At 70.7% G+C, this 25,608-nt stretch carries 19 protein-coding genes; 6 read left to right on the top strand and 13 right to left on the bottom strand.

The window, feature by feature from the left end; genetic code table 11:
- Nucleotides 1-96: 96 nt before the first annotated feature.
- Genes WMF27_RS04590 through WMF27_RS04600 form a run of 3 tightly spaced genes read right to left on the bottom strand, consistent with a single transcriptional unit; the run spans nucleotide 97 to nucleotide 3,793 of the window.
- Nucleotides 97-978 (bottom strand): UbiA family prenyltransferase, encoded by an 882-nt coding sequence (locus tag WMF27_RS04590; RefSeq protein ID WP_437761472.1) that lies wholly within the window; start codon nucleotides 976-978, stop codon nucleotides 97-99.
- Nucleotides 975-2,474 (bottom strand): metabolite traffic protein EboE, encoded by a 1,500-nt coding sequence (eboE, locus tag WMF27_RS04595; protein WP_437761471.1) that lies wholly within the window; start codon nucleotides 2,472-2,474, stop codon nucleotides 975-977. Before eboE ends, WMF27_RS04590 begins: the two co-directional genes overlap by 4 nt.
- Nucleotides 2,471-3,793: a 3-dehydroquinate synthase gene (locus WMF27_RS04600; protein ID WP_437761470.1), complete on the bottom strand. Its 1,323-nt coding sequence runs from the start codon at nucleotides 3,791-3,793 to the stop codon at nucleotides 2,471-2,473. Before WMF27_RS04600 ends, eboE begins: the two co-directional genes overlap by 4 nt.
- 283 nt (nucleotides 3,794-4,076) lie before the next feature.
- Between WMF27_RS04600 and WMF27_RS04605 the strand changes: the two genes are divergently transcribed.
- From WMF27_RS04605 to WMF27_RS04620, 4 genes are all read left to right on the top strand, one after another.
- A complete protein-coding gene (locus WMF27_RS04605) occupies nucleotides 4,077-4,688 on the top strand; it encodes a polysaccharide biosynthesis/export family protein (protein ID WP_437761469.1) in 612 nt (203 codons plus the stop codon).
- 2 nt (nucleotides 4,689-4,690) lie between these two features.
- Entirely contained in the window at nucleotides 4,691-6,172 is a 1,482-nt protein-coding gene (locus tag WMF27_RS04610) for an oligosaccharide flippase family protein (protein WP_437761468.1), read from the top strand.
- A gap of 296 nt (nucleotides 6,173-6,468) precedes the next feature.
- On the top strand, nucleotides 6,469-7,803 hold the full coding sequence (locus WMF27_RS04615) for a nucleotide sugar dehydrogenase (protein ID WP_437943875.1): 1,335 nt from the start codon (nucleotides 6,469-6,471) through the stop codon (nucleotides 7,801-7,803).
- A 463-nt stretch (nucleotides 7,804-8,266) separates the two neighbouring features.
- Nucleotides 8,267-9,961 (top strand): SpoIIE family protein phosphatase, encoded by a 1,695-nt coding sequence (locus WMF27_RS04620; protein ID WP_437943876.1) that lies wholly within the window; start codon nucleotides 8,267-8,269, stop codon nucleotides 9,959-9,961.
- Between the two features lie 39 nt (nucleotides 9,962-10,000).
- On the opposite strand, the gene WMF27_RS04625 is transcribed toward WMF27_RS04620, so the two are convergent.
- The 5 genes from WMF27_RS04625 to WMF27_RS04645 all read right to left on the bottom strand — a co-directional run bounded on the left by WMF27_RS04625 (nucleotide 10,001) and on the right by WMF27_RS04645 (nucleotide 16,122).
- Nucleotides 10,001-11,410 carry a hypothetical protein gene (locus WMF27_RS04625; protein WP_437943877.1) on the bottom strand — a complete coding sequence of 470 codons (1,410 nt, stop codon included), beginning with the start codon at nucleotides 11,408-11,410 and terminating at the stop codon, nucleotides 10,001-10,003.
- 88 nt (nucleotides 11,411-11,498) lie between these two features.
- Nucleotides 11,499-13,358 carry a hypothetical protein gene (locus WMF27_RS04630; protein ID WP_437943878.1) on the bottom strand — a complete coding sequence of 620 codons (1,860 nt, stop codon included), beginning with the start codon at nucleotides 13,356-13,358 and terminating at the stop codon, nucleotides 11,499-11,501.
- On the bottom strand, nucleotides 13,351-14,907 hold the full coding sequence (locus WMF27_RS04635) for a GumC family protein (protein ID WP_437761462.1): 1,557 nt from the start codon (nucleotides 14,905-14,907) through the stop codon (nucleotides 13,351-13,353). Before WMF27_RS04635 ends, WMF27_RS04630 begins: the two co-directional genes overlap by 8 nt.
- A 331-nt stretch (nucleotides 14,908-15,238) precedes the next feature.
- Nucleotides 15,239-15,538 carry an STAS domain-containing protein gene (locus WMF27_RS04640; protein ID WP_012233514.1) on the bottom strand — a complete coding sequence of 100 codons (300 nt, stop codon included), beginning with the start codon at nucleotides 15,536-15,538 and terminating at the stop codon, nucleotides 15,239-15,241.
- Nucleotides 15,535-16,122 (bottom strand): ATP-binding protein, encoded by a 588-nt coding sequence (locus tag WMF27_RS04645; protein WP_437761461.1) that lies wholly within the window; start codon nucleotides 16,120-16,122, stop codon nucleotides 15,535-15,537. The genes WMF27_RS04640 and WMF27_RS04645 overlap by 4 nt, the downstream gene beginning before the upstream one ends.
- Before the next feature lie 65 nt (nucleotides 16,123-16,187).
- Here WMF27_RS04645 and WMF27_RS04650 point away from each other — a divergent pair, with 65 nt between their 5' ends.
- Nucleotides 16,188-16,919, top strand: coding sequence for a sugar transferase (locus tag WMF27_RS04650; protein WP_437761460.1), 732 nt, complete (start codon nucleotides 16,188-16,190; stop codon nucleotides 16,917-16,919).
- Between the two features lie 73 nt (nucleotides 16,920-16,992).
- On the opposite strand, the gene WMF27_RS04655 is transcribed toward WMF27_RS04650, so the two are convergent.
- The 5 genes from WMF27_RS04655 to WMF27_RS04675 form a co-directional block, all read right to left on the bottom strand.
- Complete coding sequence (locus WMF27_RS04655) at nucleotides 16,993-18,369, bottom strand: O-antigen ligase family protein (RefSeq protein ID WP_437943879.1); 1,377 nt, start codon at nucleotides 18,367-18,369, stop codon at nucleotides 16,993-16,995.
- A gap of 116 nt (nucleotides 18,370-18,485) precedes the next feature.
- Nucleotides 18,486-19,451 (bottom strand): hypothetical protein, encoded by a 966-nt coding sequence (locus WMF27_RS04660; protein ID WP_437761458.1) that lies wholly within the window; start codon nucleotides 19,449-19,451, stop codon nucleotides 18,486-18,488.
- Between the two features lie 106 nt (nucleotides 19,452-19,557).
- The gene (locus WMF27_RS04665) at nucleotides 19,558-22,023 is read right to left on the bottom strand and encodes a hypothetical protein (RefSeq protein ID WP_437761457.1); all 2,466 of its coding nucleotides are present in this window, start codon (nucleotides 22,021-22,023) and stop codon (nucleotides 19,558-19,560) included.
- Nucleotides 22,020-23,030, bottom strand: a complete 1,011-nt coding sequence (locus WMF27_RS04670) for an NAD-dependent epimerase/dehydratase family protein (RefSeq protein WP_437761456.1) — start codon at nucleotides 23,028-23,030, stop codon at nucleotides 22,020-22,022. Before WMF27_RS04670 ends, WMF27_RS04665 begins: the two co-directional genes overlap by 4 nt.
- Nucleotides 23,027-24,115: a Gfo/Idh/MocA family protein gene (locus tag WMF27_RS04675; RefSeq protein WP_437761455.1), complete on the bottom strand. Its 1,089-nt coding sequence runs from the start codon at nucleotides 24,113-24,115 to the stop codon at nucleotides 23,027-23,029. Before WMF27_RS04675 ends, WMF27_RS04670 begins: the two co-directional genes overlap by 4 nt.
- A gap of 179 nt (nucleotides 24,116-24,294) precedes the next feature.
- Here WMF27_RS04675 and WMF27_RS04680 point away from each other — a divergent pair, with 179 nt between their 5' ends.
- Nucleotides 24,295-25,536, top strand: a complete 1,242-nt coding sequence (locus tag WMF27_RS04680; RefSeq protein ID WP_437761454.1) for a glycosyltransferase — start codon at nucleotides 24,295-24,297, stop codon at nucleotides 25,534-25,536.
- Nucleotides 25,537-25,608 lie beyond the last annotated feature (72 nt).

Genomic DNA, 25,608 nt, shown 5'->3' on the forward strand with positions numbered 1-25,608 from the left:
GGACATGTGCGCGTGTCTCCTGTGACTCACGTGTTCTCCCGAAACTCGGGCTGATGCTCGGCCGGAAGGTAGGGCGTGGCTCTTCTTACCTCTCCCTCACGTCCCCCTCACCACCCGCTGCATCACCAGCGTCAGCGGAAATCCCAGCATGGCGAGCGCCGCCGCGCCGCCGGCGCCCGGCGCGCCGCTCCTCGCGATGAGCACCGCGTCCAGCAGCGATATCCCTGCGATGAGCGTCACCACGGCGCGCGGGATCCGGTCCTTCCGCGCCCCCCGCAGCAACCTCACCGCGTGGATCACGCAGCCAGCGAGCGCCCCGTAGGCGATCGTCCCCATCATCCCCGTGAGCGGCGCGCCGAGCGTCGCCAGGAACGGGACCGCCATGAAGCCGAGCGCCCACAGGCTGCGTACCGCCAGCAGGTTCTCCTGCTTCGCGATCGCGGTCAGCCCGATCAAATAGAACAGCAGCGCCACCCCCCCGGCGATCACCGCGCTCCCGAGGTGCCCCCCCGCCGCGAACGCCGCCGTCACATAGACCAGCACGCGGCACGCCCCCATCAGCGCCGGGCTCAGCGGGTTCCCCTTGTGCCAGGCATTGTAAAGCACGATCGCCCCGGCGAGCAGCGCGCTCGCCAGGGCGGGCGCCATCCCCCGGTTCGCCACATAGGCGTGGCCGCCCACGAGCAGCACCCCGGCCCCGAGCAGGCCGTAGCCGACCGCAAACACCTCGCGGGCGCTCACCAGGCCGGATGGGATCGGCCGCTCGGGCCGCTCGCGCGCGTCGATCTCCCGGTCGAACGCGTCGTTCAGGAACATGCCGCCCACGTACATCAGCGACACCGCGAACCCCACCAGCGCCACCTCGGGCGCCCGCGGCGCAGACCCCGACAGGGCCATGCCACAGAGCACGTTCGTCCACACCGTGGGCAGGTTCGAGACGCGGCCGAGCCGCAGGTATACCCGTGCGCGCGAGCTCATCGCCCTGCCCTCGCTCGGCTGTCCGCTGGGCGATCGGAATTCGCGCCGATTTCGCTGTCCGCTCGCCCAGCGGAGCTCGCGCCGACTCTGCGGCCAGCCCCGACCTCGCGGCCACCCCCGACTCCACGGCTCGCGCCGACGCCTCTGCCCTCGCCGGCGCCTACGTTTCCGTTACCCACCATCCGGTCCTCCACCCAGCGGAGCTCCCTTGCCACCGCCTCGACCAGCCCGCCGCGGCGCTGGTCCTCCGGCAGTACATCCCAGGTGTAGGTTTCCACCTCGAGGTGCTGCGTCGCTGGCGAGTCTCGCAGGTGCGACAGCAGCGCCGCCAGCTCCGGCTGCGTCGTCGCGAGCGCGCCCTCGAGCTCCCGGAAGATCGGCACATGGAAGTGGACTCGCCACTCCTCCGGTTGCGCCCCGGGCGGCGCTGCGGTCCCGCCGTCGAGCGCCGCCAGCGCCTCGGGGAGATCCAGGTAGCGGACGAGCTCGCCCCCGCCCGGGCCCCCGCGCCGCTCGACCACCTGGTGCAGGTAGACGACGTCCTCCGCATACGCGCGCAGCCTCGCCATCGTCGCCGGCTCGCGCTCCGCCACGCGGGCGCGCAGCCCGGCGCTGAGCTGCACCTTGTGCACGCCGATGCCCGCCGCGCGGAGCGCCGCGAGCGACGCGGGGGCGTCCTCGAACTCCACCGCCATGTGGCACGCGTCGAAGCAGAGGCCGAGGTGGCTCCGGAGCGCCTCCTCGGCGCCCGGCAGGCTCATCCCGGCCAGCGCCGACAGCTCGCGCGCGCGCTCCGGCGCGAACACGTGATCGGCGAAGAAGCCGATCGCCTCGGGCGTCGTCTCGAGGAAGCAGCACGGCTCCGGCTCGAGGGCCAGCGCGATGTGCTTGCCCGTGCGGCGGCGGATCTCCACGAGGTGCGCCGCGTGCTCGACCAGCCGCCGCGCCATCGCCGCCGCGTCGCCCGGCGTGCGCACCCGCGGTCTGAACGCGCCGGGCAACGTGCTGACGCTTCCCATCAGGCCCTCGTCCGCCGGCAGCAGCTCGGCGAGGAGCGTCGCCAGGAGATCGCTGTACGCGAGCCGCTCCTCGTCGAGCCAGTCGGGCAGGTACACGCGCTCCTTCACCGGCGCGCCGTGGAACCGGCCGTAAGGGAAGCCGTTCAGCGTGAACACGTAGAGGCCGTTCCGCTCGAGAAAATCGCGGAACGCGTCGAGCTCCGCCGGCTCGGCGAGCTCCGCCGCCGCCCTTGCCGAGAGCCGCAGCCCCACCCCGCACCGGCGGCGCGCGCTCGGTCCCAGGCCCTCCGCCCCGCTGCCGCCTCCGCCGCTTCCGCCGCCTCCTCCGCGCAGCGCTCCTTCCTCCCCGCCGGCCGCGCGCGACCAGATCGCGAGCAGGTGCGTCTCGAGGCTCCGCTTCACCTCCGACCACGTCTCGCCCGCGTGGATGTTCGTGCAGTACGTGAGGTGCGGCGCGCCCGCGCACGCGAGCCTCATGATTGCGCCGCTCCCGTGGCCGCGCTCGCCGCTCCCGTGGCCGCGCTCGCCGCTCCCGTGGCCGCGCTCGCCGCTCCCGTGGCCGCGCTCGCCGCTCCCGTCGCGCCGGTCGCCGCGAGCGCGCCCCGCCGCCCGGCGTGCTCGCGCAGCCGCGCGATCGCCGCGACGATGTGCCGCTCCTCCATCGCGTGCACCTCGCGGGCGCGCCCCACGTCCTCGAGCAACGTCACCGTGAGCTCCCCGCCGAGGTGCTCGCGGAACTCGTCCAGCCCATCGAGCACGCAGAGCCGCTCGCCCCGCTCGCCCCGCTCCGCCCTCTCGCACGTGCGCGTCAGCGCGAGCGCGTCGTCCCACAGCGTGAAGCCGAGCGCCTCGAGCGCCGCCACCACCGCGGTCGCCGTCGCCTGGCTGCACAGGCCGGCCAGCTCGGCGTACAGCGTGTCGATCGCGATCCCGATCGCGACCGCCTCGCCATGGCGGAGCCTGTGCTTCGTGAGCGACTCCAGCTTGTGCGCGGCCCAGTGCCCGAAGTCGAGCGGCCGCGCGCTCCCGAGCTCGAACGGGTCGCCCGCGCTCGCGATGTGCTGGAGGTGGATCTCCGCCGAGCGGCGCACGAGCTGCGCGAGCGGCGCGAGCGACCCCGACGCGAGCGCGGGCGCGTGCTCGGACAGCCACGAGAACAGCCGCGCGTCCCGGATCAGCGCGACCTTCACCGCCTCCGCCATCCCCGCCACCTTGTCGCGCAAGGGCAGCGTCTCCAGGAAGCGCGGATCGATGAGCACCGCGAACGGCGGGGCGAACGTGCCGAGCAGGTTCTTCTTCCCGAACGCGTTGACGCCGTTCTTCACGCCGACCCCGGAATCGGCCTGCGCGAGCACCGTGGTCGGGATCCGCACGACCCGGACGCCTCGGTGCACCGTCGCCGCCGCGTAGCCGACCATGTCGAGCACCGCGCCGCCTCCGACGATCATCACGAACGACTGCCGATCCATCCCCAGCGCGTCGAGCCTCGCCTGCAGCGCCGCCGTCGCCGCGCCGTCGTTCTTCGCCGCCTCGCCGCCGGGCACCACGATCGGCTCGGCCGCGAGCGTGAGCAGGTCCGGCCGCGCGTCCACGTACCGCGCGATCTCGTCCGCCAGAGACGGCCACGCCGCCGCGACGCCGCCGTCGATCACCGGCAGCACGCGGTGACGCCGGCGCGGCTCCTTCGCGGCGATGGCGGCCGCCAGGTCGGCGTTGCTCGGCGAGAAGACGCCCTCCGTGAAGTAGACGGGGTACTCGAAGGGGACCGCGATCCGTTGCAGATGAAGCAGCATCAAAGCCGACTTTCGAGAGAGGTCATCGGCCCGTCAAGTTGGTTCCTCGCGAGGATCCCGCGTCTTGCCGCGGTACGAAAACTTCCCCTTGGCGGCGGACGGCCTTCCTGCAATGCTGGCGCCGCTCGGTGAATCGCGCCGCCGTATGGCCGAGTTCACCTCGTTCCCCGTGATCGCCCCGTGATCGCCCCGTGATCGCCGTGTGATCGCAACCCCGTACCGCCTGACATCCTCCTCAATGCAGACGCCCATGGAAGGCACAGCCCGTCCCACGAAACGGTCCTTCATGCGAGGAGTGCTTCTGACGGCAGCGGCAGGGCTCGCCCTCGCCGCGTTCTCCGCCGGGTGCGCGCCCACGTACGTCTACAATCCCGCGAACTACGCGAAGGAGTACGACCCGCGTAAGCACGAATACACGATCGGGGTAGGGGACCAGATCCGGATCAACGTCTGGCGCATGGCCGACCTGTCGAGCGAGGCGCTCGTCCGGGCCGATGGCGTCATCACGATGCCGCTCATCGGCGACGTCTACGTGGCCGGCAGGACGCCGACCCAGGTGCGCGAGGAGCTGAAGAAGCGGCTCGCCGAGTTCGTGAAGGACGAGACGGCCGTGATCACCGTCGCCGTGACCGGGATCAACAGCTACCGGTTCGTGGTCAGCGGCAACGTCGCGCGCGCCGGCATCTTCGCCTCCAACTACTTCGTCTCCGTCTCCGAGGCGCTCGCGCTCGCCGGCGGTCCCAACCAGTTCGCCTCGACGGATCAGATCCTGCTCATCCGCATGGATAGCCCGGGCAAATTCCGGCACATCCCCATCAACTACGACGACATCGCCTCGCGCAAGCGGCCCGAGCAGGACCTCGTGCTCAAGGCTGGCGATACCGTCTTCGTGCCCTGATCGTGGCCGGCTCCTCCGCGCTTGCCCGAAAGGCCGTCCTCGGCGCGGTCTGGACGATCGCGACCGGGCTCGGCTCGCGCGTGCTCGGCCTGATAGGCACCCTCGTGCTCACCCGGTTCATCGCGCCGGATGTGTACGGCGAGGTCTCGGCAGCGTCCGTCGTGATCATGACGGCGCACTTCATGTCGAGCCTCGGGACCGGCCAGTTCATCGCGTCGAGGCCCAACCTCGACCGCCAGATGGTCTTCAACGCGACCGTCTATTTCCACGTGGCGGGCCTCGTCGCGATCGCCGTCGTGTACCTCCTCCGGGAGCCGATCGCGGTGCACCTCGTCGGCGCGCCCGGGATGCTCGAGTTCATGCCGGGGCTCATTCTCGCGATGTTCATCGATCGGATCTGGTACGTCCCCGATCGCCTGCTCATCCGCGAGATGCGCTTCCGCAGCGTCAGCCTCCGGAACGCCGCCGGCGAGCTCACCTACACCGCGGCGTCCGTCTCCCTCGCCGTGCTCGGCTGGGGGGGAAACGCCATCGTGGTGGCGACGCTCCTGCGCGCCGTCGTGCGCGTGGTGACCACGGTCCCGGCGGTGAAGCTCGCCGAGTGGCTGACGCCGAGCCCGCTGTCGCGCGAGAAGGCGCGCGAGCTGTTCGCCTTCGGCATCCCGCTCAACTTCGGGTCGCTGGCGAACTTCGGGGCTTCCAAGTGGGACAACCTCGTCATGATCCGCCTGTTCGGGGAGCAAGTCGGCGGGCTCTACAACCTCGCGTGGAACCTCGCCGACATCCCGGCCTCCCAGGTCGGCGAGCGCATCGGCGACGTGCTCGTCCCGTCGTTCGCGAAGCTCGAGCCGGAGCAGCGCAAGGCGGCGCTCGTCCGCGCGCTCACGCTGCTCGCGCTCATCATCTTCCCGCTCGCCGTGGGCCTCGGCGCGGTCGCCCCGACCATCCTGAACGACACGTTCTTCAACGAGGCATGGGAGCCGGCCGGCCCGCTCCTCGCCGTGCTGTCCGCGCTCGGCGTCACGCGCCCGATCGGCTGGGTCCTGTCCTCGTACATGCAGGTCTACGGCCGGACGCGGACGATCATGGTCCTGGAGTGGCTCAAGGTGGCCGCGATCGTCGGCGGCATCGCGCTGCTCGGAACGATCGGCGGCGTCCTCTGGGCCTGCGCCGGCGTCGGCGTCGCGTTCGGGGTGCACGCCCTGGCGAGCCTCTGGGTGGTCAAGCGCGCCGACGGCGTCCCGTACATGCGGCTCCTGCGCCCGCTGGTCCGCCCGCTCCTCGCGTGTGTGCCCATGGTCGCCGCGGTGCTCGCCGTTCGCTACGGAATGCGGTCGCTCCACGACCTGCCCCGCGGGGGCCGCCTTGGCGCCGAGGTGGTGGTCGGCGGGCTCGCCTTCGTCGCTTCCGCGCTGCTCATCGCGCGGCAGGCATCACGGGACTTCCTCCAGCTCGCACGCGAAGCGGTCCGCCGCCGTCGTTAAGGCGTTTCCTGAATGTCACCGACCCGGGGTGACGAGCGAAGCGCGCGCAGCGAGCGTGATGAGTGCGGTGAGCGTAACGAGCGTGGCCGGCGTAACGAGCGTGGCCAGCGTAACGAGCGTAACGAGCGTAACCAGCGTGCGGACCGCAACGAGGAGCATTTTTCCCCTCCGGACGTTGGGGCCCCACGCGACACTCGAGCGAAATTGGGGGGCCTGTGGTAGCGTCGGGCCCCTCTCTTCGAAACTGGGTCGGGATCCGCATGGCGGCTCCCCTCCACCACTGGAGATAAAAGGACATGGCAGAGACGCATCCCCCTGCGGTCGAGAGCTTCCTGGCCAAGATCAACTCCCGCGAAGCCCAGGTGGGCATCATCGGCATGGGTTATGTCGGCCTGCCGCTGGCGCTCACGTTCATCGAGAAGGGCTTCCGCGTGCTGGGCTTCGACGTGGACCCGGCGAAGGTCACCGCGCTCAGCGAGGGGAAGGGCTACATCAAGCACCTCGATCCCGCGCGCATCGCGGCGGCGGCCAAGACGGGCCGACTGGAGGCGACGGCGGACTTCTCCCGGCTCGGCGAGCCTGACGCCATCCTGATCTGCGTCCCGACCCCGCTGACGGCCCAGCGGGAGCCCGACATGAGCTACGTCGTCGGCTCCGCCCAGAAGATCAAGGAGCGGCTGCGGAAGGGGCAGCTCGTCGTCCTCGAGTCCACCACGTATCCCGGCACGACCGATGAGCTCGTCAAGGGCATCCTCGAGCAATCAGGCCTGCGCATGGGGCAGGATTTCTACCTCGCCTTCTCGCCCGAGCGCGAGGACCCGGGCAACCGCGATCACAGCACCGCGACCATCCCGAAGGTCGTCGGCGGCGTCGATCGCGCGTCGCTGGTCCTCTCGCAGGCGCTCTACTCGCAGGCGATCGCGCGCGTCGTGGCCGTCTCCTCGGCGCGCGCGGCCGAGGCGGCGAAGCTGACCGAGAACATCTTCCGGGCCATCAACATCGCCCTCGTGAACGAGCTCAAGGTCGTCTACGACGCCATGGGCATCGACGTCTGGGAGGTGCTCGACGCCGCGTCGACCAAGCCGTTCGGCTTCATGCGGTTCAACCCCGGCCCGGGCTGGGGCGGCCACTGCATCCCGCTCGACCCGTTCTACCTCGCGTGGAAGGCGCGCGAGTACGGCGTGTCCACCAAGTTCATCGAGCTCGCCGGCGAGGTGAACGTCGAGATGCCGCACTACGTCGTCAACAAGCTCCAGCTCGCGCTGAACGAGCGCGGCAAGGCGCTGAAAGGCACGAAGGTCCTGCTCCTCGGCGTCGCCTACAAGAAGGACATCGACGACCCGCGCGAGAGCCCCGCGTTCGAGATCATCGAGCTCCTGCGCAAGCTCGGGGCCGTGCTGAGCTTCCACGACCCGCACGTGCCCAAGCTGCCGCGCATGCGCACCTGGCCGCATCTGCCGGAGCTCTCGTCCGTCCCCCTCAACGAGGACACGCTCAAGAGCCACGACGCGGTCATGGTCGTCACCGACCACTCCGTGGTCGACTACGATCTGGTGCTGAACCACGCCGCCCTGATCGTCGACGCCCGCGGCGTCTACCGCGCGGCGAACCCCAAGGTGATCAAGGCCTGACGGAGGGCGAGGGCGTCCGGAGCGGCGCGGGCAGGCGTCGCACGCCAGCGCGGCGGTCCTGGTGACCAGGCCTCCAGCGGCGGCGTCGTTGCCGCGTCGCCGCTGGCCCCGTGGCGTGTCGCTCAATACCCACGCTGTGGGCGGCGCGCCGCGGGCATCGCCGTGGCGCCCACGCCACGGCGCGGGCGCCGCGGCGGAGCTCCTGGGTGACTCGACCGCGAGGGGCTCCGCGTGTCCTCGCGACCTCGTAGCCGCGTCACCTTGTATCCGCGTATCCTCGTCACCACATATCCTCGTGACCCCGTAACGCCGTAACCCGGTGACCCGGTAACCCAGTAACCGATGCAGCTCTTGCCGAGCTCGCGAAATCGCGAGCATCCCCTTGATGTCAGGGCGCCGGTTCGGTACCCATCAAAGACGGTCCATGTCCACGCCGCCGCCCGTGGTCGGGCCAGGTCGAACGATGTCGCCTGCAGATGACAGCCTGGGCCCTGCGCCGTCGAGCTCGGATTGGAAGGGCTACCTGGAGATCCGGCTCGGCGATCTCCCGGGGACGCGACGGCCGCTGACGGAGTCCCACATCGTCATCGGCAGGGCGCCGGGCGTGCAGCTCACGCTCGACCACTACACGGTCTCACGGCGCCACGCGGAGCTCTTCTGCGATCCGTTCGGCCGGTGGTGGATCCGCGACCTCGGCAGCACCAACGGAACGCTCGTCAACGACGAGCGGATCAACGAGAAGGTGCTGAAGCCGGGCGATCGCATCGGGATCGGCGACTACATCCTCGAGTTCCAGCTCACGGCGCGGGCCCCTCGCGTGCCGATCGACCCGGGCGGCCTCCATTTCGAGGAGGACAAACCGACCGCGATCCGCAAGCTCGGCGAGCTCGACCCGCCGCGGATCGCGGCGAAGCACCTGTTCACCCTGATGGACCTGTCGCGGCGGCTCCTCAGCATCGAGGACGCGACGGATCGGTTCGACGCGCTCTGCCAGCTGATGGTCCGCGAGGACTTCCACGGCAGCATGGCGCTCGCGCTGCGGCTCCGGCAGAACGGCGCGCTGACGATCCTGTCCGGGCCGCACCGCCCGTTCCAGTCGCTCCGGCGCGAGGACTCCGTCGCCCCGCCGTACATCTCGCGCCGCGTGCTCGCGGCGGTGCAGGACACGCGCGAGCCGGTGCTGGCCGGCAACCTGGTGAGCGACAGCGCCACGGTCGAGCTCACGATGTCGCGCGACGTCATGGCCCTCTGGGTCGTGGCCTGTCCGCTGCGCGTCGAGGAGCAGATGATGAACCTGCTCTACGTGACCCTGCCGCCCGACTTCGGCAGCGTCGAGTGGCTCGGGCTCATCGCGCTCGCGGCGGAGGTCTATCAGCAGGCCGAGTCGGCCTGGGAGGCGCGGCGCCATGCGCAGGCGCACGCGGCGATCGAGCGCGAGCTCGAGATGGCGCACCAGATCCAGCGGACCTTCGTCCCGAAGCGGCTGGAGTTCAAGGCGCTGGACGTGGCGCTCGGCTTCGAGCCGTGCCGGTGGGTCGGGGGCGACTACGTGGACATCGTCCCGATGCCGGACGGCCGCCTCATGCTCGCCGTGGCGGACGTCTGCGGCAAGGGGCTCCAGGCCGCGCTCATCGGCTCGAGCGTCCACACGATGGTGCGCGCGACGGTCGACGCCGGCCGCGGGATCACGGGCATGATGGACCGGCTGAACGCCTACCTCTGCGAGTACCTGCCGGAGCACTCGTTCGTCACGATGGTGGCCGTCGCCCTCGACCCCGCGACGGGCCGCATGGAGTGCGTCAACGCAGGGCACCCGCCGGCGCTGGTGGCGACCGCGGAGGGCGGCCTGCGGCACCTCCAGGCGGCCGTCAACCCGGCGCTCGGGGTCGGCCCGGTGCCGATGGAGGCGCACCAGAGCGTGCTCGCGCCGGGCGAGGTGCTCGCGATGTACACCGACGGGCTCACCGAGCTGCGCAACTCGTCGAAGCAGATGCTCGGCCTGCACGCGCTCGGCACGGGCTTCGCCAAGCTCTGCGCCACCAGCGCTGGCCGCCCGGTCGCGTCGATCGCCGACAAGCTCACGCTCATGCTCGAGGAGTTCCGCGGCGACCAGCTGCCCGAGGACGACAGGGCCTTCCTCCTCGCGCGGCGCACCTGAGCGCGCCGCCGTCGGCCGCCCGGCGGAGCCCCTGAGCGCTCAGCGAGCGGCGTCGCCGGCGCCAGCCGACGCCGGCGCCTCGCCCTCCAGCGGCTCGCTCGGCGCCGGCTCCCGGCGCGGCGTGCCGGAAGGGCCTGCCGAGCCGAAGGGCTGGGTCATCAAGATGCGCGAGCCGGGCGCCACCTGCCGCGGGAACGCGCCCGACACGGACAGGAGGAGCGTGTTCCGGACGACGCGCGTGTCGGGGAGCTCCGCCGTCCTCGCCTCGGTGCGCTGGTTCGCGTGCTGGTACCGGAGCGCGAGCGCGAAATCGGGGATGACGATGACGGGGCTCCAGAGCAGCCCGACGTCGGTGAGCACCGCGAGCGTGGTCGGCCCCGTGTCGAGATCACCCTCCGCGTTCGTCTCCAGAGGTTGCGAGAGCTGCCCGCTGGCCGAGCCCTCGACCGACAGGTGCCAGGCGGGGCGGATGGGCACGGCGGCGCGGAGCGTCAGCATGTGGGAGAGCTGGATCTGCTGCAGGAAGACGTTCGGCGTGGCCGCGTAGGTGTACGCGAGCTCGGCCGCGTCGCCCCGCTCGTGCAAGTAGCGCAGCGCCGCGAGCCCGCTCGGGCGCGCGAGCGACCCGGCGCCGCCGGCCAGGTCCGTCGCGACGACCCCGCCGAGGTCGAGCTGGCTCGAGAAGCGACGCCCGAGGTCGTGCTGCCAGCTCGCCACGAGCGTGCTGAGGAGCTGGTCGCGCGACGTAGTCGTGTCCTCGGTCGTGGGATCGGTGTCGGTGACCGGAACGTTGTCGAAATGGGTGTAGCCGACCGAGAGCGCGAGGGCCGCGACGTCGTGACGGAAGCTCCGGTTCGCGTTCAGCGTGTTCGTCACGCTGTACGTGCGCTGCGGGCGATCCAGGAGCGGGTTGTAGACGGCGAACGTCGCCGCCTGCCCGAGCGACCAGACCGGCGAGGGCTGGAACGAGAACCCCTCGTTGAACGACCCCTGCACGAAGTTCGTCGTCCCGCCCGCGTTGCCCTGGAGCGTCGTGGTCCCCGGCGTCTGCTCGAGCTGGAACGTGTTGAGCTGGCCTTGCGATCCGGACGCCCCGAGCGTCAGCGAGGTCCGCGGCGACGTGACGAAGCGGCCGGACCACGCGGCCACGTTCGAGTACGAGCTCGCCTCCGCGTGCCGGAAGAAGAGGCTCGTCGAGAACGTGTAGGACAGCGTCTGCGCGGTCCGCGGCGTCGTGTAGGTGAAGATCAGGCCGGGGCTCGCGGTCGCGAGGCCGTCGGCGTCGGGACCGGGCCCGGCCGGGGGCTCGGCCGCGGAGGTCACGTTGTCGGTGACGCCGATCGACCCGGTGAAGACGCCGTGGAGAGTTGCGTCCTGCGCCCGGGCGTCGTGGTGGGTGAGGATCGCGCAGCCGAAGACCGCGACCGCAATGCCTCGTCCGGAGCGCATGAGGGCTGCAAGGTAACAATGGAGCCGGCGCTCGGCTACGCCTCCCCGACCTTTCGGCGCAAGGAGGCGAGCGCCGCGCGCCGGCCGTTCAGGCGTCGAGAAGGACGACACCGAGGATGGGCGCCGGTCGGAGCTGCTCGATGGCCTGGCGGATCGCCTTGCGGGTCGACTTCTTGACCAGCGAGGTCAGGACCACGCCGTCCACCGAGTCGCCGATGACGTTCAGGTCCATGCTGCCGAGCACCGGCGGCGTGTCGATGATGATGTACGAGTAGCCCGCGCGCTTGAGGCTCTCGATCGCGGTCGAGAACGCCACCCCGTCGAAGATCGGCGGCCGCTCCGTGCGCGGATCGACGGCCAGGATGTGGACGGGCGTCTGGAGGGCGAGCCTCGCGTCGGGCGACCTGCCGCCCATCGGCGCGGCGTTCCTGTCCGACGACGACTCGCCGCCGTCGTCGCCGGGCGTCACGGCGGGCGCCGCCTGATCGACGACGACCCAGGGCGCGAACCGTTCGTTGACGTGGCGCTGGAGCTGCTCCGTGAAGCAGCTCGGGGGCTCGAACCGCAGCGCCTTCGCGATGCCGGGCTTGCGGATGTTCGCCTCGACGAGGAGGATCTTCCCGCGGACGGTCTCGCGGAGCGCGAGGGCGAGGTTGATGGCGCACGAGGTCTTGCCCTCGCCGGGCCCCGCGCTCGTCACGGCGATGGTGATCCCCGCGCCCGTCGGCAGCTTGCGCCGGAGCGTCCGGTAGGCGTCGGCCTGGGGCGAGTAGGGCGCGCGGAGCATCACGATGTTCGGATCCACGGCGTCCGGCAGCGGCACGGGGCGCACGGTGATCTCGCCCGGGCCGCGCAGCGACTCCTCCGGGAGCAACCCGGGGCTCTCCGGCGTGGTGGGCAGGGAGCGCAGCTGCTCGATGTGCAGCGACGGCGGCTCCTCGAACGTCGGATCCAGCGACTGCAGCTTCGCGTCCACGGCCTGGTGCGCCGGGGTCGACACCACGCGGTTGAAGATCAGGGAGGGCGGCGAGCTGAACGTGCTGGTGAGCGAGCGCTCGAGCGGCCTCTCGGGCGGCTGATGCGGCGGCGGCTGCTGATGCGGCTGCGGCACCTCGCGCACCGTCACCTCGCGCGTCGCGGGCGGCACCACGCGATCGAAGACGAGCGAAGGAGGCGAGGAGAACGCGCCGCTGAACGATCGCTCGATGGACGGCGCTCCCCCGGGGGGCGCCGCCGCGTCCCGGACCCCCACGTCGCGCGATGGCGAGGCGATGACCCGCTCGATCGGCACCGGCAGCGCCGGCGAGCTGCCCGGCCTCCCGCCGCTCGACGCGAGCCCAGGGCTGCTCAGCGTCGCGCTCAGATCGACGACACGCGCGATCGCGGGGGATGAGCCTTGCCGCTCGGCGCCGTGCGGCAGCGCCGGCGTGGGCATGCCCAGCACCGTCGCGGTACCCGGATGCGCGCGGTGCTCGCCGTGGTTCGCCGCGGGACCCCCGAGGAAGAGCGCCGTCGCTGGCGGCGGCCCCCTGAGCGGCTGCTGCGCGCCGGGGTGAGCGCCCGGCGCCTGCGCGGCGCCGAAGCGCAGCCCCATCGCCTGCGGGTGCTGCGGCCCCGGAGGGGGCAGATCTTGCCGGATGGTCGGCGAGTCGAACGCGGCGCTCGCGTCGTCCTGGCTGGAGCTCGGGCGCTCCGCCGAGACCACGTCCTCCGCGTCGTTCGCGAGGCGCAGGACGCGGGCGATCATCTCCTCGCGCACGTCCGGATCCGGCGCGATCGAGCGCCAGTTGCCGACCACGTTGCGGAGCCGGCGCGCCTCGATGACGAGGGCGCGGACCCGCGCGGTCTGCTCCGCGCGACTCAGGAAATCGCAGACCTGATCGAGCGCCCGCTCGAGGGAAGCGACCGGCGGGGGCTTTCCCGGCTCAGCTCCGCCTGTCTCAGCCACGGCGCCCTCGGGGCGCGCGCGCGGCGGGCGGTACGACGACGAGCACCGGAGCGAGCGCCATTCGATCGATATCTTCCATGTCGTAAACCCGATCGTCGAACACGATGCCACGCGCCGCGGCGGCCGCGATGCCGGCCGCAACGGACAAGAACAGCCCGCCGATGGCGATGATCAACCGCGACGGGCTCGACGGCGCGCTCGGCCGGTACGCCGGGTCGAGCACCTCGATCTGCGCCGAGTAGCCGCCCTGCTCCGAGCTCGCGGCGATCTCCGCGCGGAACGACTTGCCCTCGAGGTCGGAGAGGCGCTGCTGCGCGCGCGCCTTCTCGCGGCTGAGCCGCGACCAGTCGGTCTCGGTGTTGATGATCTGCTTCGCCGCCTCGCTCGCGTCGGCCGCGTTGCCCTTCTTCGCGCCCCTGCGCGCCGCGATCTCCCGCTCGAGAGCGGCGAGCTGGGACTTGATCTTCGCCTTCTCGGCCTCGTCGGTCGCGGGGACCTCCACCACCGGCTCCGGCGGCAGGATGAGCGCCTGCTCGGCGCGCCGCAGCGCCGCCTCGGCGTTGGTCACGCGGGCCCCCGCCGCCCGGACGTCGGGGTGCTGCTCGGTGAAGCGGGACTGCTTGTCGGCCAGATCCCGCCGCGCGGTGGCGAGCTCTTGCTCGGCCTGATCCCGCTGCCGGGTGAGCGCGGGGGAGGGCACCCCGGCGGCGCTCGCCGCCGGCTGCTCCGGCTTGCCGGTGAGCCGGCTGCGCAGGCGGGGCACCTGCCGCTCGAGCGCCTCGAGGGTCGGGTCGGTCCCGGTGGCGCGCCGCTCCCGCTCGCGGATGGCGGCGCCGCCCTGCGCGCCGCCGGGCGAGTTCTGCTCGGCGGCGAACTCGGGGTGCTCGGCGAGGAACGCCGCGAGCTCGGTCTCGGCCTTCTCGACGTCCTGCTCGGCGCGCTTCAGCTCGGCGTCGAGGAACTCGTTCGTCAGCTTCGCCTGCGATCTGCGCATGCGGGTCGTCTCCTCGACGAGGATGTCCGCGAGCCGCTGCGTCACCTCCTGCGCCTGCTCGCGCGTCGCCCCTTCGGCCGAGATCGCGAAGGTGTCCTGCGAGCGGGCCTTGAAGGTGATCTTGGCGCGGAGCCGATCGACCGCGTCGACCATGCCCCGCTTCTCGAGGACCTCGGGGAAGAGGTTGAACTCCGTCACGACCTTCTCGAGGTTGGAACGCGCGAGCAGCGTCTCCTTGAGCCGCGCGGAGAGGGTGCGGAGCGGGTCGGGCCCGTCGGGCCCGAGGTACGTCGCCTTGACGCCCTCGCGGTAGAAGATCACGGTCTCGGAGCGGTACGCGGGCTTCCTCGACTGCACGACGAGCACCGTGAACCCGAGCCCCGCGATCGCCACCAGCACCGCCACGTACCAGTGCGCCAGCGTCCGGTTGATCATCGCGCTGACGCTGGGCGGCTGCGGACCTGCAGGCCGCGCCGTTGCGTCGGCGGGGATCGCCCCGAGCGCCTCCTGGGGCGGGGTAGGCCCGGAGAGCTGCTGGTTCATCTTCTTGTCCATGGTCCCCGCTCCTCGAAGGTTGCCTTGCTCCGCCCGGTCCGGAGGACGCGCACCCCGGTCTGGCAGGCTGGCTGCCTATGGTAGACGTGCGACGCGCGAGCGCCAGCTTGTTGCGCTCGGCTGTACCAGCCGCGCGCAACCCCACGCCTAACACGCCCCCAGCACGCGCAGCACGCGGAACCAGCGCCGCGGCGACCGGAGGCACCGTCCGGGCGACTCCTGCCGCTCAGCGCCGCCCGCGCGATACTTGCCGCGCGGCGCTGCCACCGCAGCCGTTGTCGACGGGTGGGCCGAGGGGCCCGGGTGGCGGCGCGCGCGCCGCCACCGGGCGTCACGTGGGGAACACCCGATCGAGGCGCAGCAGGCGGAAGATCGCGCGCGGCTGATCCCTCAGCCCGACGATGCGCACCTGGCCGCCGTTGGCCCGTACCCGCTTGAACAGCGAGACGATGACGCCGACGCCCGAGCTGTCGATCAGCCGGAGGGACGAGAGCTCGAGCGTGATGTTCTGCCGGTTCTCGGCCACCAGCTCGTCCACCAATGTCCTGAACTCCGGTGCGGTCACTGCGTCGAGGGTCCCCTCGAACTGCACGACCGTCTCACTGCCGTTATCGGTCCGCGTATAACTCATTGGATTTTGATTCCCCCTGCGGCGCGGGTCGCGCCCGAACGGGAGACGCTCCGCATTCGAAAACTGCTCGTCCGATGCCCTGTCGCCCCGGCGAAATCGGCGTCGGAATGCTCTTGTTCGCTGCTGCCTTCACCCCCGTCACCGACAATACACGAGCTGCCCTCCCTCCGTTTCACGAGACGGAGGACATTCGGACTGCCGGGACAGTAATCGACCTCATCCATGAACGACTTGATGATGAAGAGCCCCATCCCGGACTCGGGGAGGTCGTCGATGGGAGGGTTGTCGATGGCCGCGGGATCGAAGCTGCAGCCCGTGTCCATCAAACGGATGATAATGCCGTCCGCGTCGGATTCGATCTCGATGTCGACGTCGCCCGGCGGGCCAGCGCGGTATCCGTGAATCGCGATGTTGTTGAACGCCTCGCCGAACGCCGAGACGGTCTGGTCCTCGAAATCCTCCTGGGTGAGGCCGGGCGACCCGCCTTCGACCCTCCCAGGCGCGGCCATCTTGCATGCGGCCGCCACCACGCGGAGGGCGAGGTGGCGATAGGTCAACGAACCTGGTACGCGGAGTCGGATCACGCCCAAACCTCCATCCGAGCTTGTACCCTACCACGTTCTCGACTATGGGAGCCACAAGGTAAACAGTGACACCTGGCGTTCGTGTAGCGAAACGTGCGATCGACATCGCGGGCTCGCTCGTGGGTCTCACGCTGACCCTCCCGCTCTACCCCCTCATCGGCGCGGCCATCTACCTCGAGTCGCCCGGGCCGATCTTCTACATGCAGCGCCGTGCCGGGATGCTCATCGGCACGGAAGTGCGGGACGGCGTGGCCTACCCCCGGTTCGTCGAATTCCATATGCGCAAGTTTCGTTCCATGCGCGTGGATGCCGAGAAGATGACGGGGCCCGTGCTCGCCCAGCAGGACGACCCGCGCATCACCCGGGTCGGCCGCTTCCTGCGCAAGACGCGCCTCGATGAGATCCCGCAGTTCTGGAGCGTGCTCATGGGCGACATGAGCATCGTGGGGCCGCGCCCCGAGCGCCCCGAGCTGCTCGTCAACCTCGCGCTCGCCATTCCCTTCTTCGAGGAGCGGATGCGCGACATCAAGCCGGGCATCACGGGGCTCGCGCAGGTGTCGCTCGGGTATACCGGACGCGCCCCGGCGGAGAGCGAGGTCGCCGCGTTCGAGGCGACGCTGACGAACCCGTTCGGCCTCGAGGAGGCGGAGGGGGCCGAGGCCGACGACATGCGGATGAAGCTGCTCTTCGATCTCGCGTACGCCGCGTCGCTCGAGAAGCTCACGACGTTCCTGCAGATGGAGCTCTCGATCATCGTGAAGACGCCGCTCGTGATGGTCCTCGGCCTCGGGCGCTGAGCGGGCCCGCGCCTCCGGACCCCGGCGCCATGGCGCTCTCTCCGCTGCGCCGGGGGCGCTTCCCGCGGCGCCGCTAGGCCCTCTTGCTGAGCACGACGATCACGAGCACCAGGGCGAGATCGGCCAGGATGAGCCGGTAGATGTCGCGCTTGTCGAGCCGGATCGAGAAGTTCGGATCGACGCTCCTGATGGCGGAGTACAGCGCCCCCGCCAGGCCGAAGTAGATCCAGAGCACGTAGTGGTAGGTGAACGAGAGGAAGAAGATCCCGACCATCATCCCGCAGAACCCGGCCATGATCGCCATGGACCAGGCGCGGATCGCCGCGAACTGGGCGCCGTGCTCGTACCGCTTGAGCGCGACCAGCGAGATCTTGAGCGTGAGGTAGATCATCGCCGTCCACGCGAACATCCCGAGCGGACCGAGCTCCGAGAGCGCGAGGAGGTACGCGTTGTGCGCGGTGAGCCAGTGGTGCTCCGTGAACTGGCGGAAGCCCGCGCCCATCAGCGGGAACATCCGGTAGATGTTCAGGCCCTCGCCCAGGATCTCCGTGCGCTCGTTCGCCGACTCATCCGCCTCGCCGCCGCCGCGGCCGCCGAGCATCATGAGCGGCGCCGCGCAGATCGCGCCGAAGATCGCGCCGCGGAGGCCGTACTTCTTGACGAAGTAGACGCCCAGCACCGTCGCGAAGACGAGCTGGCCGCCCCGGGACTGCGTGAGGATGATCGCGGTCGCGATGAGGAGGAGCGAGCCGAAGACCAGGAGCGCGCGCGTGAAGGAGCGCTTCTGCTCGAACATCGCGAAGCTGAACGGCAGCACGATGCCCGCCGTGAGGGCGAGCTCGTTCGGATCCTGGAGCACGCCGCGCCAGCGCACGCGGCCGTTGATCGTCGACGTCTTGAAGAGGCCGACGCGCTCGCACAGGTACTCGACCTCGGGATCGGCGCCCGGCCCCTCGCGGCAGTCCACGCGGCGCTCGCAGGACCGGCCGTCGGGGATGCCCGCCTCGCCGCGCGAGCCTCCGATGGTCTGCGTCATCGCCAGGCACTGAAACGAGGAGAACCCCTGGTGGATCGCGACGCCCGCCACGAAGAGGCCCATGATGAGCACCGTGGCGGCGAGCTTCTGGAACCCTTTGAAGCCGTCGGGGCTGTGCCCGATCAGGAAGAAGAGGACGAACGTCACGCTGATCGAGACGAAGCCCTCGGAGAACTCGGCAGGGTTCCGGAAGCCCAGCGTGAGCACGCACCAGGAGTAGACGACGATGGCCCACCGGAGCTGCGGGGTCGCCTTCAGCCTGACCTTGCCCATGGCGAGGTCGAGGCCCATGCCCATGAAGGCGAGGCCGAGCCAGAGGTACAGGAACGGCAGGCTCTCGAAGCGCTCGTCCCACTCCTGAGGCCTGCCGTAGATGAAGACGATGAGAAGGATGACCCCGGGGAGCGCGAGCATGTCGAGGGTCCTCGGCGGAGACGCCGTTCGGGTGGTAGGGGACGTTCCGGAGGATCGCGGCTCGCGTCAAGCGACTTGCGCTCGCTCCCTCCGGCGTGGTTTCTGGGTCATCGAGGCTACGTGCTGAGGCCCACGCGGCGCACGGCCTGGTTCAGGAACGGGACGAACTCATCCGCGGCCCTCGCGTTTCCCGCGCTCGAGGGGTGGTGGTCGGTGTTCCCCTCCGAGCCGTGCAGGGAGAAGTTGGACTCGCCCTTGTTCGTGAGCACGTCGTAGTAGTCGAAGACGACGACGTTCTTCTCCGGATAGCCGCTGAGCCAGCCGTCGGGCGACTTGACCCAGTTGTTGAACGAGCGGGCGAGATCCGCCTGCCGCTGCGCGATCTCGGCGTCGGAGGGCTTCCCGAGGAGCCGCTTCGCGGTCCACTTCCAGGCGGGCTCCTTCGAGCGTTTGAGGATGTTGGCGGGGGCGGTGATGTAGACGAACAGCGTGTCCTTCCGCTTCGCGAGGTCGGGCAGGATGGACGCCAGCGTGGCCTTCGCGTTCCAGACGGTGAGCTCCGGGCCGGCCGGGTTGCCGGGGGCGGAGCCCTCGCCGACGAAGCGGTTGTTGGGATAACAGGACTTGAAGACGACGATCCGGTTCACCACGCCGTCCGGGTGCATCTGGTCGTTCAGCGCGACCCGGAGCACCTTGTCCATCTTGTCGCGGAACTTGGGCGCCCAGTCGAAGAGATCGGTGTTCTCGCCGATCTCGCTGCCGTAGGAGGCCTCGTGGACGCGGTAGCCCTGCTCCGTGAGCTTCTTCTTGAGCCCGCCTCCGTTCGGGTGCGCCTCGTAGACGCACGACGCCTTCTCCTTCTCGGCGCCCGTCTCCGTGAGGAGCTGGCCGCCGCACGAGTGGTGGATGAACAGGAGATCCAGCGGGGTATCGGGCCGGGTGCTCGCGAAGCCGGACAGATCGAGCGAGCCGGCCTTCGCGATGGGGCCGGTCGCGGCCGGCGCCGTGCCCTCGATGGGGATGAACAGGGCGCCCAGCGCGACGAGGAATGCACCGGCAGAGACGAGTCGCTTCTTGCTCATGGCATCTCCGTACAGGCTGTGGGCAAGGAGAATGGATTATTGCAGCGCGCCGCGCCGAGGACAAGCGGGCGCGGAGGGCGCCGGCGTCACGTTTGCGGCACGGCGCTCAGAAGGCGAGGACTCCGCCCTCGTCGGCCTTGGCGGCCGAGCCGGCGCGGATCGTGATCTCGTCGCCGCCGCCCGCGGGCTTCCTGATCACGTCGTAGGACGCGCCGGGGGAGAGCCCCGTGACGACGTGCTTCGCCACGCCAGGAAGCGAGGTGAACTGCACCTCGGACACAGCGCCCAGCTCGACCGGGAACAGGACCAGCGTGCCCTTCACCGCCGCGCCGGCGAACGGCGTCCCGCGCTTCGTGCGCACGAGCGTCACCGGATCCGCCGTCGCGTTGCCGGCCGCGCCCTGGAGCACGTGCAGGAAGCGCGTGTCCTTCGGCATCGGGGCCGGCGGCTCGACCCGCAGGGTCGCGAGCATCGGCTCTTTCTCGGCCGGCTTGGTGTCCCAGGTGCCCGTCGGCTTGTACGGCTCGGCCACGACGACGGCGCTCTCCGGCAGGACCGTGGTCACGAAGAGCTTCTGCCCCTTCGGGGTCGTGGCCGTCGCGAGCTTCCCCGCGACCTGCGCCGCGCTCGGCGTTTGCACGAAGAAGCGCTTGAAGCGCCCGTCCTTGCCCGTGGCGGCGCGGTCGTAGAGGACGAGGTGGTCCGGCTTGAGCCAGACGAGCGCGCGGCTGACGTGCGTGACGTCGCGGATGTTCTCGTACTCGGAGTTGTAGAGCGGGGTCGCGTCGCCCAGGACGTAGACGTAGTCCTGCGCGAAGCTCTTCGCGAGCACCCGGGGATCGCCCGTGTGCACGAGCGGCCACTGAGAACCGCGCCGCCAGAGCTCGCCGCGGTTCGGGTCGTCGTGGCGGCGGTTCCTGTCGTTCTCGACCGCGAGGGTGTTGTGCTGCTCGGAGCTCCCCATGAAGGAGCCGTACCCGACGCGCTCCTTCGTGAGCCACTCGCCGCCGCGGTAGAAGCCGAAGCTGAGGCCGTCGCCGTGCTGGTGGTCGATCTGCTCCCAGCCGAGCTGGAAATGGAGCCACGTGGCCTCGGGCCCCCAGCTCGTCCTCGCGAAGACCTGGCCGAGGCCGGGGCCGTAGTGCGTGAGCGGGGTGGAGGGGCGCGGGTCGGTCGGGGTGACCGCCGGGTCGAGCAGGAGGAAGTACATGATCGAGTGGCGCTTGTGGACCTGGCCGAGCTGCGAGCGGGCGCGCCGGGCGAGGGCCGCGGCGCCGCCCGGGCCGGCGTGGATGGCCATCCAGCGGAGCGCGTTCAGGCGCTCGGCGTTGCCGCTGTTCTCGGCGTGGAGGCCGAGCGCCGCGAACGGGTCGATGTGATCCGTGTACTCGTAGCGCTCCCCGTCGCCCGTCCACGCGGCCTCGTGGGTCGGCCCGAGCCGGCCCGCCGGCGTGGCGGGGCTCAGGCTGTGGAGGTGGGCCGGGATGAACTCGTGCCAGAACGGGTTGCCGTCGAGGTGCACCTGCGGGCCCCACTTCGCCGGATCGGCCTCGCCGGCCGTCTGGATGGCGAGCAGCGTCTCGCTCACGTAGGCCAGCGTCGCGGGGCCGTACTGGAAGCCCTCCGGCGGCGCGCCGCCGCGCGCGTCGTTCCGCAGGACGCTGTCGGTCATGTAGAGCCACGCCCCGGTGACGTTGGCGAAGTAGTCCCTGAGCCGCGGGTAGGTGCCGCTCGGCTTCGGATCCGGCGGATCGTCGGCCTCGTCGAACGCGAGCGACAGGAGCGTCAGGTTGCGCATGTGCGACGTGAAGTAGTTGTTCACGGCGTACCTGCGCTTCTTCGGCTCCTTCAGCATCGCCGGGTCGTTCAGCTTGCCCACGGGCTCGGGGTGATCGTGGCTCGTCGTCGACGACTTCAGCTGCTCCTCCGCCCAGCGGAGGAAGACGGGCCGTATCGCCGCCTTGTCCTGGGCCGAGAGGTACCCGTAGATCCAGTCGACCGTGAGGCCGAACGACTCGCCGGCCCAGCGGGCGCGGTCGCCGGTCGAGAACCTGCGGACGAAGGGATCCTGCGGATCCCCCTTGTTCACGCGATCGACGATGTAGAGCAGGATCTTGCGCGCGCGGGCGGCGTGGTCGTTGCGGGCCGCCTCGTCGCTCGAGACGAGCGACATGAAGGCGAACAGCTCCGCGTGCGCCTCGCAGTAGATGCGGGCGTGGGTGCAGTCGCCCTCCGAGGGGATGTTGCCCTTGTCCATCGCCGCCGCGGCCTCGGCCGCCACGGCGGCGAGCTCCTTGAACAGGGGGTTCGCCTGCGTGGCGCGCGCCCGGAGCTTCGGCAGATCGGCCGCGCGCACCCAGAGCCGGGGGTGCCCCTTGGCCGGCGTGGCCGGCGGCGCGGCCGGCGCGTCGAAGCGCGGCGCCGCGACCGCGAGGGCGGCGGTCGCGGACTGGATGCCCTCGCCGCTGTGGACCGCCGGGGGCCCCGGGGTCTGCCGCCGGTCGCAGCCGGCGAGGAGACCCGCGAGGCCGAGCGCGAGGCCGAGCGACGCGAGCGACCGCGACCCCGTCATGTCGCGCGTTCCTTGAGGTACGTGAACGTCCGCTGGAGGCCCTCCTCGGTGGAGACCAGCTGCTTCCACCCGAGCGCCTTCAGCTTCGTGTTGTCGAACCGGTTCCCCTTCCACGAGGTCGCGCTCTTGTAGGGCGTGAAGATGGCCGGCAGCTGCCCCTTCGAGTGGGCGTGGTAGCGCTCGACGAGCTTCGATATCCCGGCGAGGGCGAAGTAGGGCACCGTGAGCGAGCGGATCGGCTTCACCTCGCGCTTGTAGCGGGCGAGGTAGACGTCGGCCGTGGGCAGGTCGTCGTCGTGGACGTTGTAGACCTGCCCCCGCGCGACGTCGCTCCGGCCGGCGACGGCGATCGCCTCCGCGCAGTTCTCGACGTACGATAGCGGCAGGACGTTGCGGCCGCCGAGGTGCAGGAACACGCCGAACAGGCTCATCCCGACGCGGCTGGAGAAGGCGTTGCCGCCGGGGCCGTAGATGACGCCGGGGCGGAGCACCGTCAGCGGGAAGCCGTAGCGCGCCTGGTACTCCCAGAAGAGCTTCTCCTGCCGGAGCTTCGCCTGCGAGTAGAGATCGCGCTGCGCGGGCCGCGTCTCCAGGGGCGTGTTCTCGTCGACGATGTACCCCCGCGGGAGGTCGGCGACGCCGTAGACGCCGAAGGAGCTGACCAGGACGACGCGCGGCGAACGGCCGGTGTGGACGAGCGCCTCGAGCAGGTTCTTCGAGGCGACGACGGTGCTCAGGAACATGTCCGCGGGCGCGCCGCCCATGGCCGCGGCCACGTGGTAGACGACGTCCACGCCCTCGACCGCGCGCTCGGCGGCCTCGTTCGTGGCGAGGGAGCCCACCGCGATCTCGAGGGGGACGCCCCGCCGCTTCTCGATCTCTTCGAGCCGCGCGCGGTTGCTCGCGGGGCGGACGAGGCAGCGGAGGTCGGCCTCGCCGTGGGCGAGCAGCCGGTCGACGAGGGCCGATCCGAGGAAGCCGTTCGAGCCGGTGACAAGGACTTTCATGTGCGCGCCTTCTCCTGCGGGACCTGCCGGAAGATCTCATCCATCATCCACGCGACCCGGATCATGTCCCGGTACGAGATGGGCAGCTCCGCGCCCCGCGTGATGCTGTCGTAGAAGAGGCCGATCAGGCGGTTCAGCCCCGAGAAGAAGTGGAAGTCGCTGCGGGCGAACCGCACCACGTTCTTGCCCCCCTCGCGGAGGTACGAGAGGGCCTGATCGAAGGCCGGGACGACGCGCCCGATGGCGCTCGGGAGCTTCGGCGACGCGTCGAGGGTGACCGTGCGGCTCGTGAAGTCGACGTGGAGCGTGTTCTTCGTTCCGTAGACGCGGAGGAAGTGCCCGGGCGGCCGCGCGTGCGACGAGAAGGTCCCGTAGGCGCTGACGCGCGCGCCCTGCACCGTGACGCGGAGCTCGTCGAGCATGTCGTCGCGCGAGTCGCCGAACCGCTTCTCCCGGAGCGCGTAGGCCGTCGCGGTGACCGTCGGCTGCTCGTCGTCCACGAACTCGACGATCTTGTTCAGCAGGTGATCGATGTTGTTGTGGAACAGCTTGCCCGGGAGGCGATGGACCCAGTGCGTGCCGTCGCCGAGGAGCGCCGTGCCGAAGGGGCCGGCGAGGTTGTAGCCGAAGCAGCTCTCCACGTGGACGGGATCGCCGAGCACGCCGTCGCCGACGAGCCTGCGCATCTCGACGGCCGGGGGATCGAACTGGTACTCCCAGCCGACGGTCATCTTCTTCCCGGCGGCGGTGCAGAGCTCGATGAGGCGCCGCACGTCCGCGAGGTTCAGCGCAATCGGCTTCTCCACGTAGACGTGGGCGCCCGCCTCGATGGCGCGCCGGGCGAGGAACAGGTGCGACTGCGGAGGGGTGGTGATGTGGACGACGTCGGGCTTCTCGACGTCGAGCATCCGGTCGAACGAGTCGTAGTGGCTCGGGATGCCGTAGCGCACCGCGATCTGCTCGGCCATCAGGAGCTCGAGGTCGCACACGGCGACGACCCGAGCCCGCTCCGGCATCTTCTGGATCTCTTCTATGTGGCCGTCGGCGATCTTGCCGCAGCCGACGATCGCGATTTTGAGGGTCATGCGGCGGCGGAGCGTACCGCAACGTGGCGGCCGAGAGCTAGGCTCTCGGCCGGCCCGCGTTCAGCGCGGACGCCGCGGCGCGCGCGTCCACGCGCCTCCACGCACGTGGAGGAGCTTGATGACGGTCGCTGCGGCCTCGGGTAGGCTGCGCGGCGCAGCATAAAGAAGGGTGGTGATTCGTGCGCGTGCTCCATGTTCTTCATACGTCGCTGCCTGTCATTGCGGGGTACACGATCCGCAGCGACTACATCATCAAGCACCAGGCCGAGCACGGGATGCGGCCGGCGGTGGTGACGTCGGCGCAGCAGGGGTCCGGGGATGCGCTGAAGGACGAGATCGGCGGCATCTCGTACTGGCGGACGCGCGAGCCTACCGGCAAGAAGCTGCCGCTGGTCAGGGAGCTCCAGCTCGTGCGGGCGCTGGAGGCGCGCGTCGAGGACGCCATCCGGGAGTTTCAGCCCGATCTCGTGCACGCGCACTCGCCGATGCTCGTCGGGCTGCCGGCGCTCGCGGCGGCGCGCCGCTTCGGGCTGCCGCTCGTCTACGAGGTGCGCGACCTCTGGGAGAACGCCTCCGTCGACCGGGGCAAATTCAAAGAGGACTCGGCGCCTTACAAGATCGCGGCCGGCCTCGAGACGATCGTCTACAAGTACGCTGACGCGACGGTGACGATCTGCGAGGCCCTGAAGAGCGCTGTCGCGCCGCGGGTGCGCAGCACGGACGCGCTCCACGTCGTGGGCAACGGCGTCGACTCGGACAAGTTCGCGCCGCGGGAGGCCCCGCCCGGCGCCCGGGAGCGCTTCGGGCTCGCCGGGAAGAAGCTCATCGGCTACGTCGGCACCTTCCAGCCGTACGAGGGGCTCCAGACGCTCATCGCGGCGATCGGCGACATCGCGCGGGAGATCCCGGACGCGCACGTCGTGATCACCGGGGCCGGCGGCCAGGAGATGGAGCTCAAGGCGTTCGCCCGCGAGCGAGGGGTGGAGTCCAAGGTGACCTTCACCGGGCGGGTGCCGCACGACGAGGTGTTCAACATCTACGCGATGGCGAGCCTGCTCGTGTATCCCCGCATCCGGACCCGGACGACCGAGCTCACGACGCCGCTGAAGCCGCTCGAGGCGATGTCCATGGCCCGGCCCGTGATGGTGAGCGACGTCGCGGCCATGGGGGAGCTCGTCCGTTATGGCGAGACCGGGTTCGTCTTCAAGGCGGGCGACAGCGCCGACCTCACGAGGCGGTGTGTGGAGGCGCTCAAGGACCCGGCGCGCCTCGAGGAGGTCGGCAAGAACGCGCGGGCGTGGATCCTCAAGGAGCGGCAGTGGCCCACGCTGCTCTCGCGGTACGAGACCATCTACGAGCAGGCGATCGCCGTGCGGCGCGGACAGGGCAAGTCGCGCGTCGGCGAGCCGCACGCGGCGTGAAGGGCGGCGACCCCGGCCCGGGCTCCCCACGGCCGGCGGCCAGCGTCGCTGCCGCGTGAGCGTCGCGAGCCC

This window comes from Sorangium sp. So ce281 (assembly GCF_051527395.1).
In the GTDB taxonomy this organism is placed as follows: domain Bacteria; phylum Myxococcota_A; class Polyangia; order Polyangiales; family Polyangiaceae; genus Sorangium; species Sorangium cellulosum_B.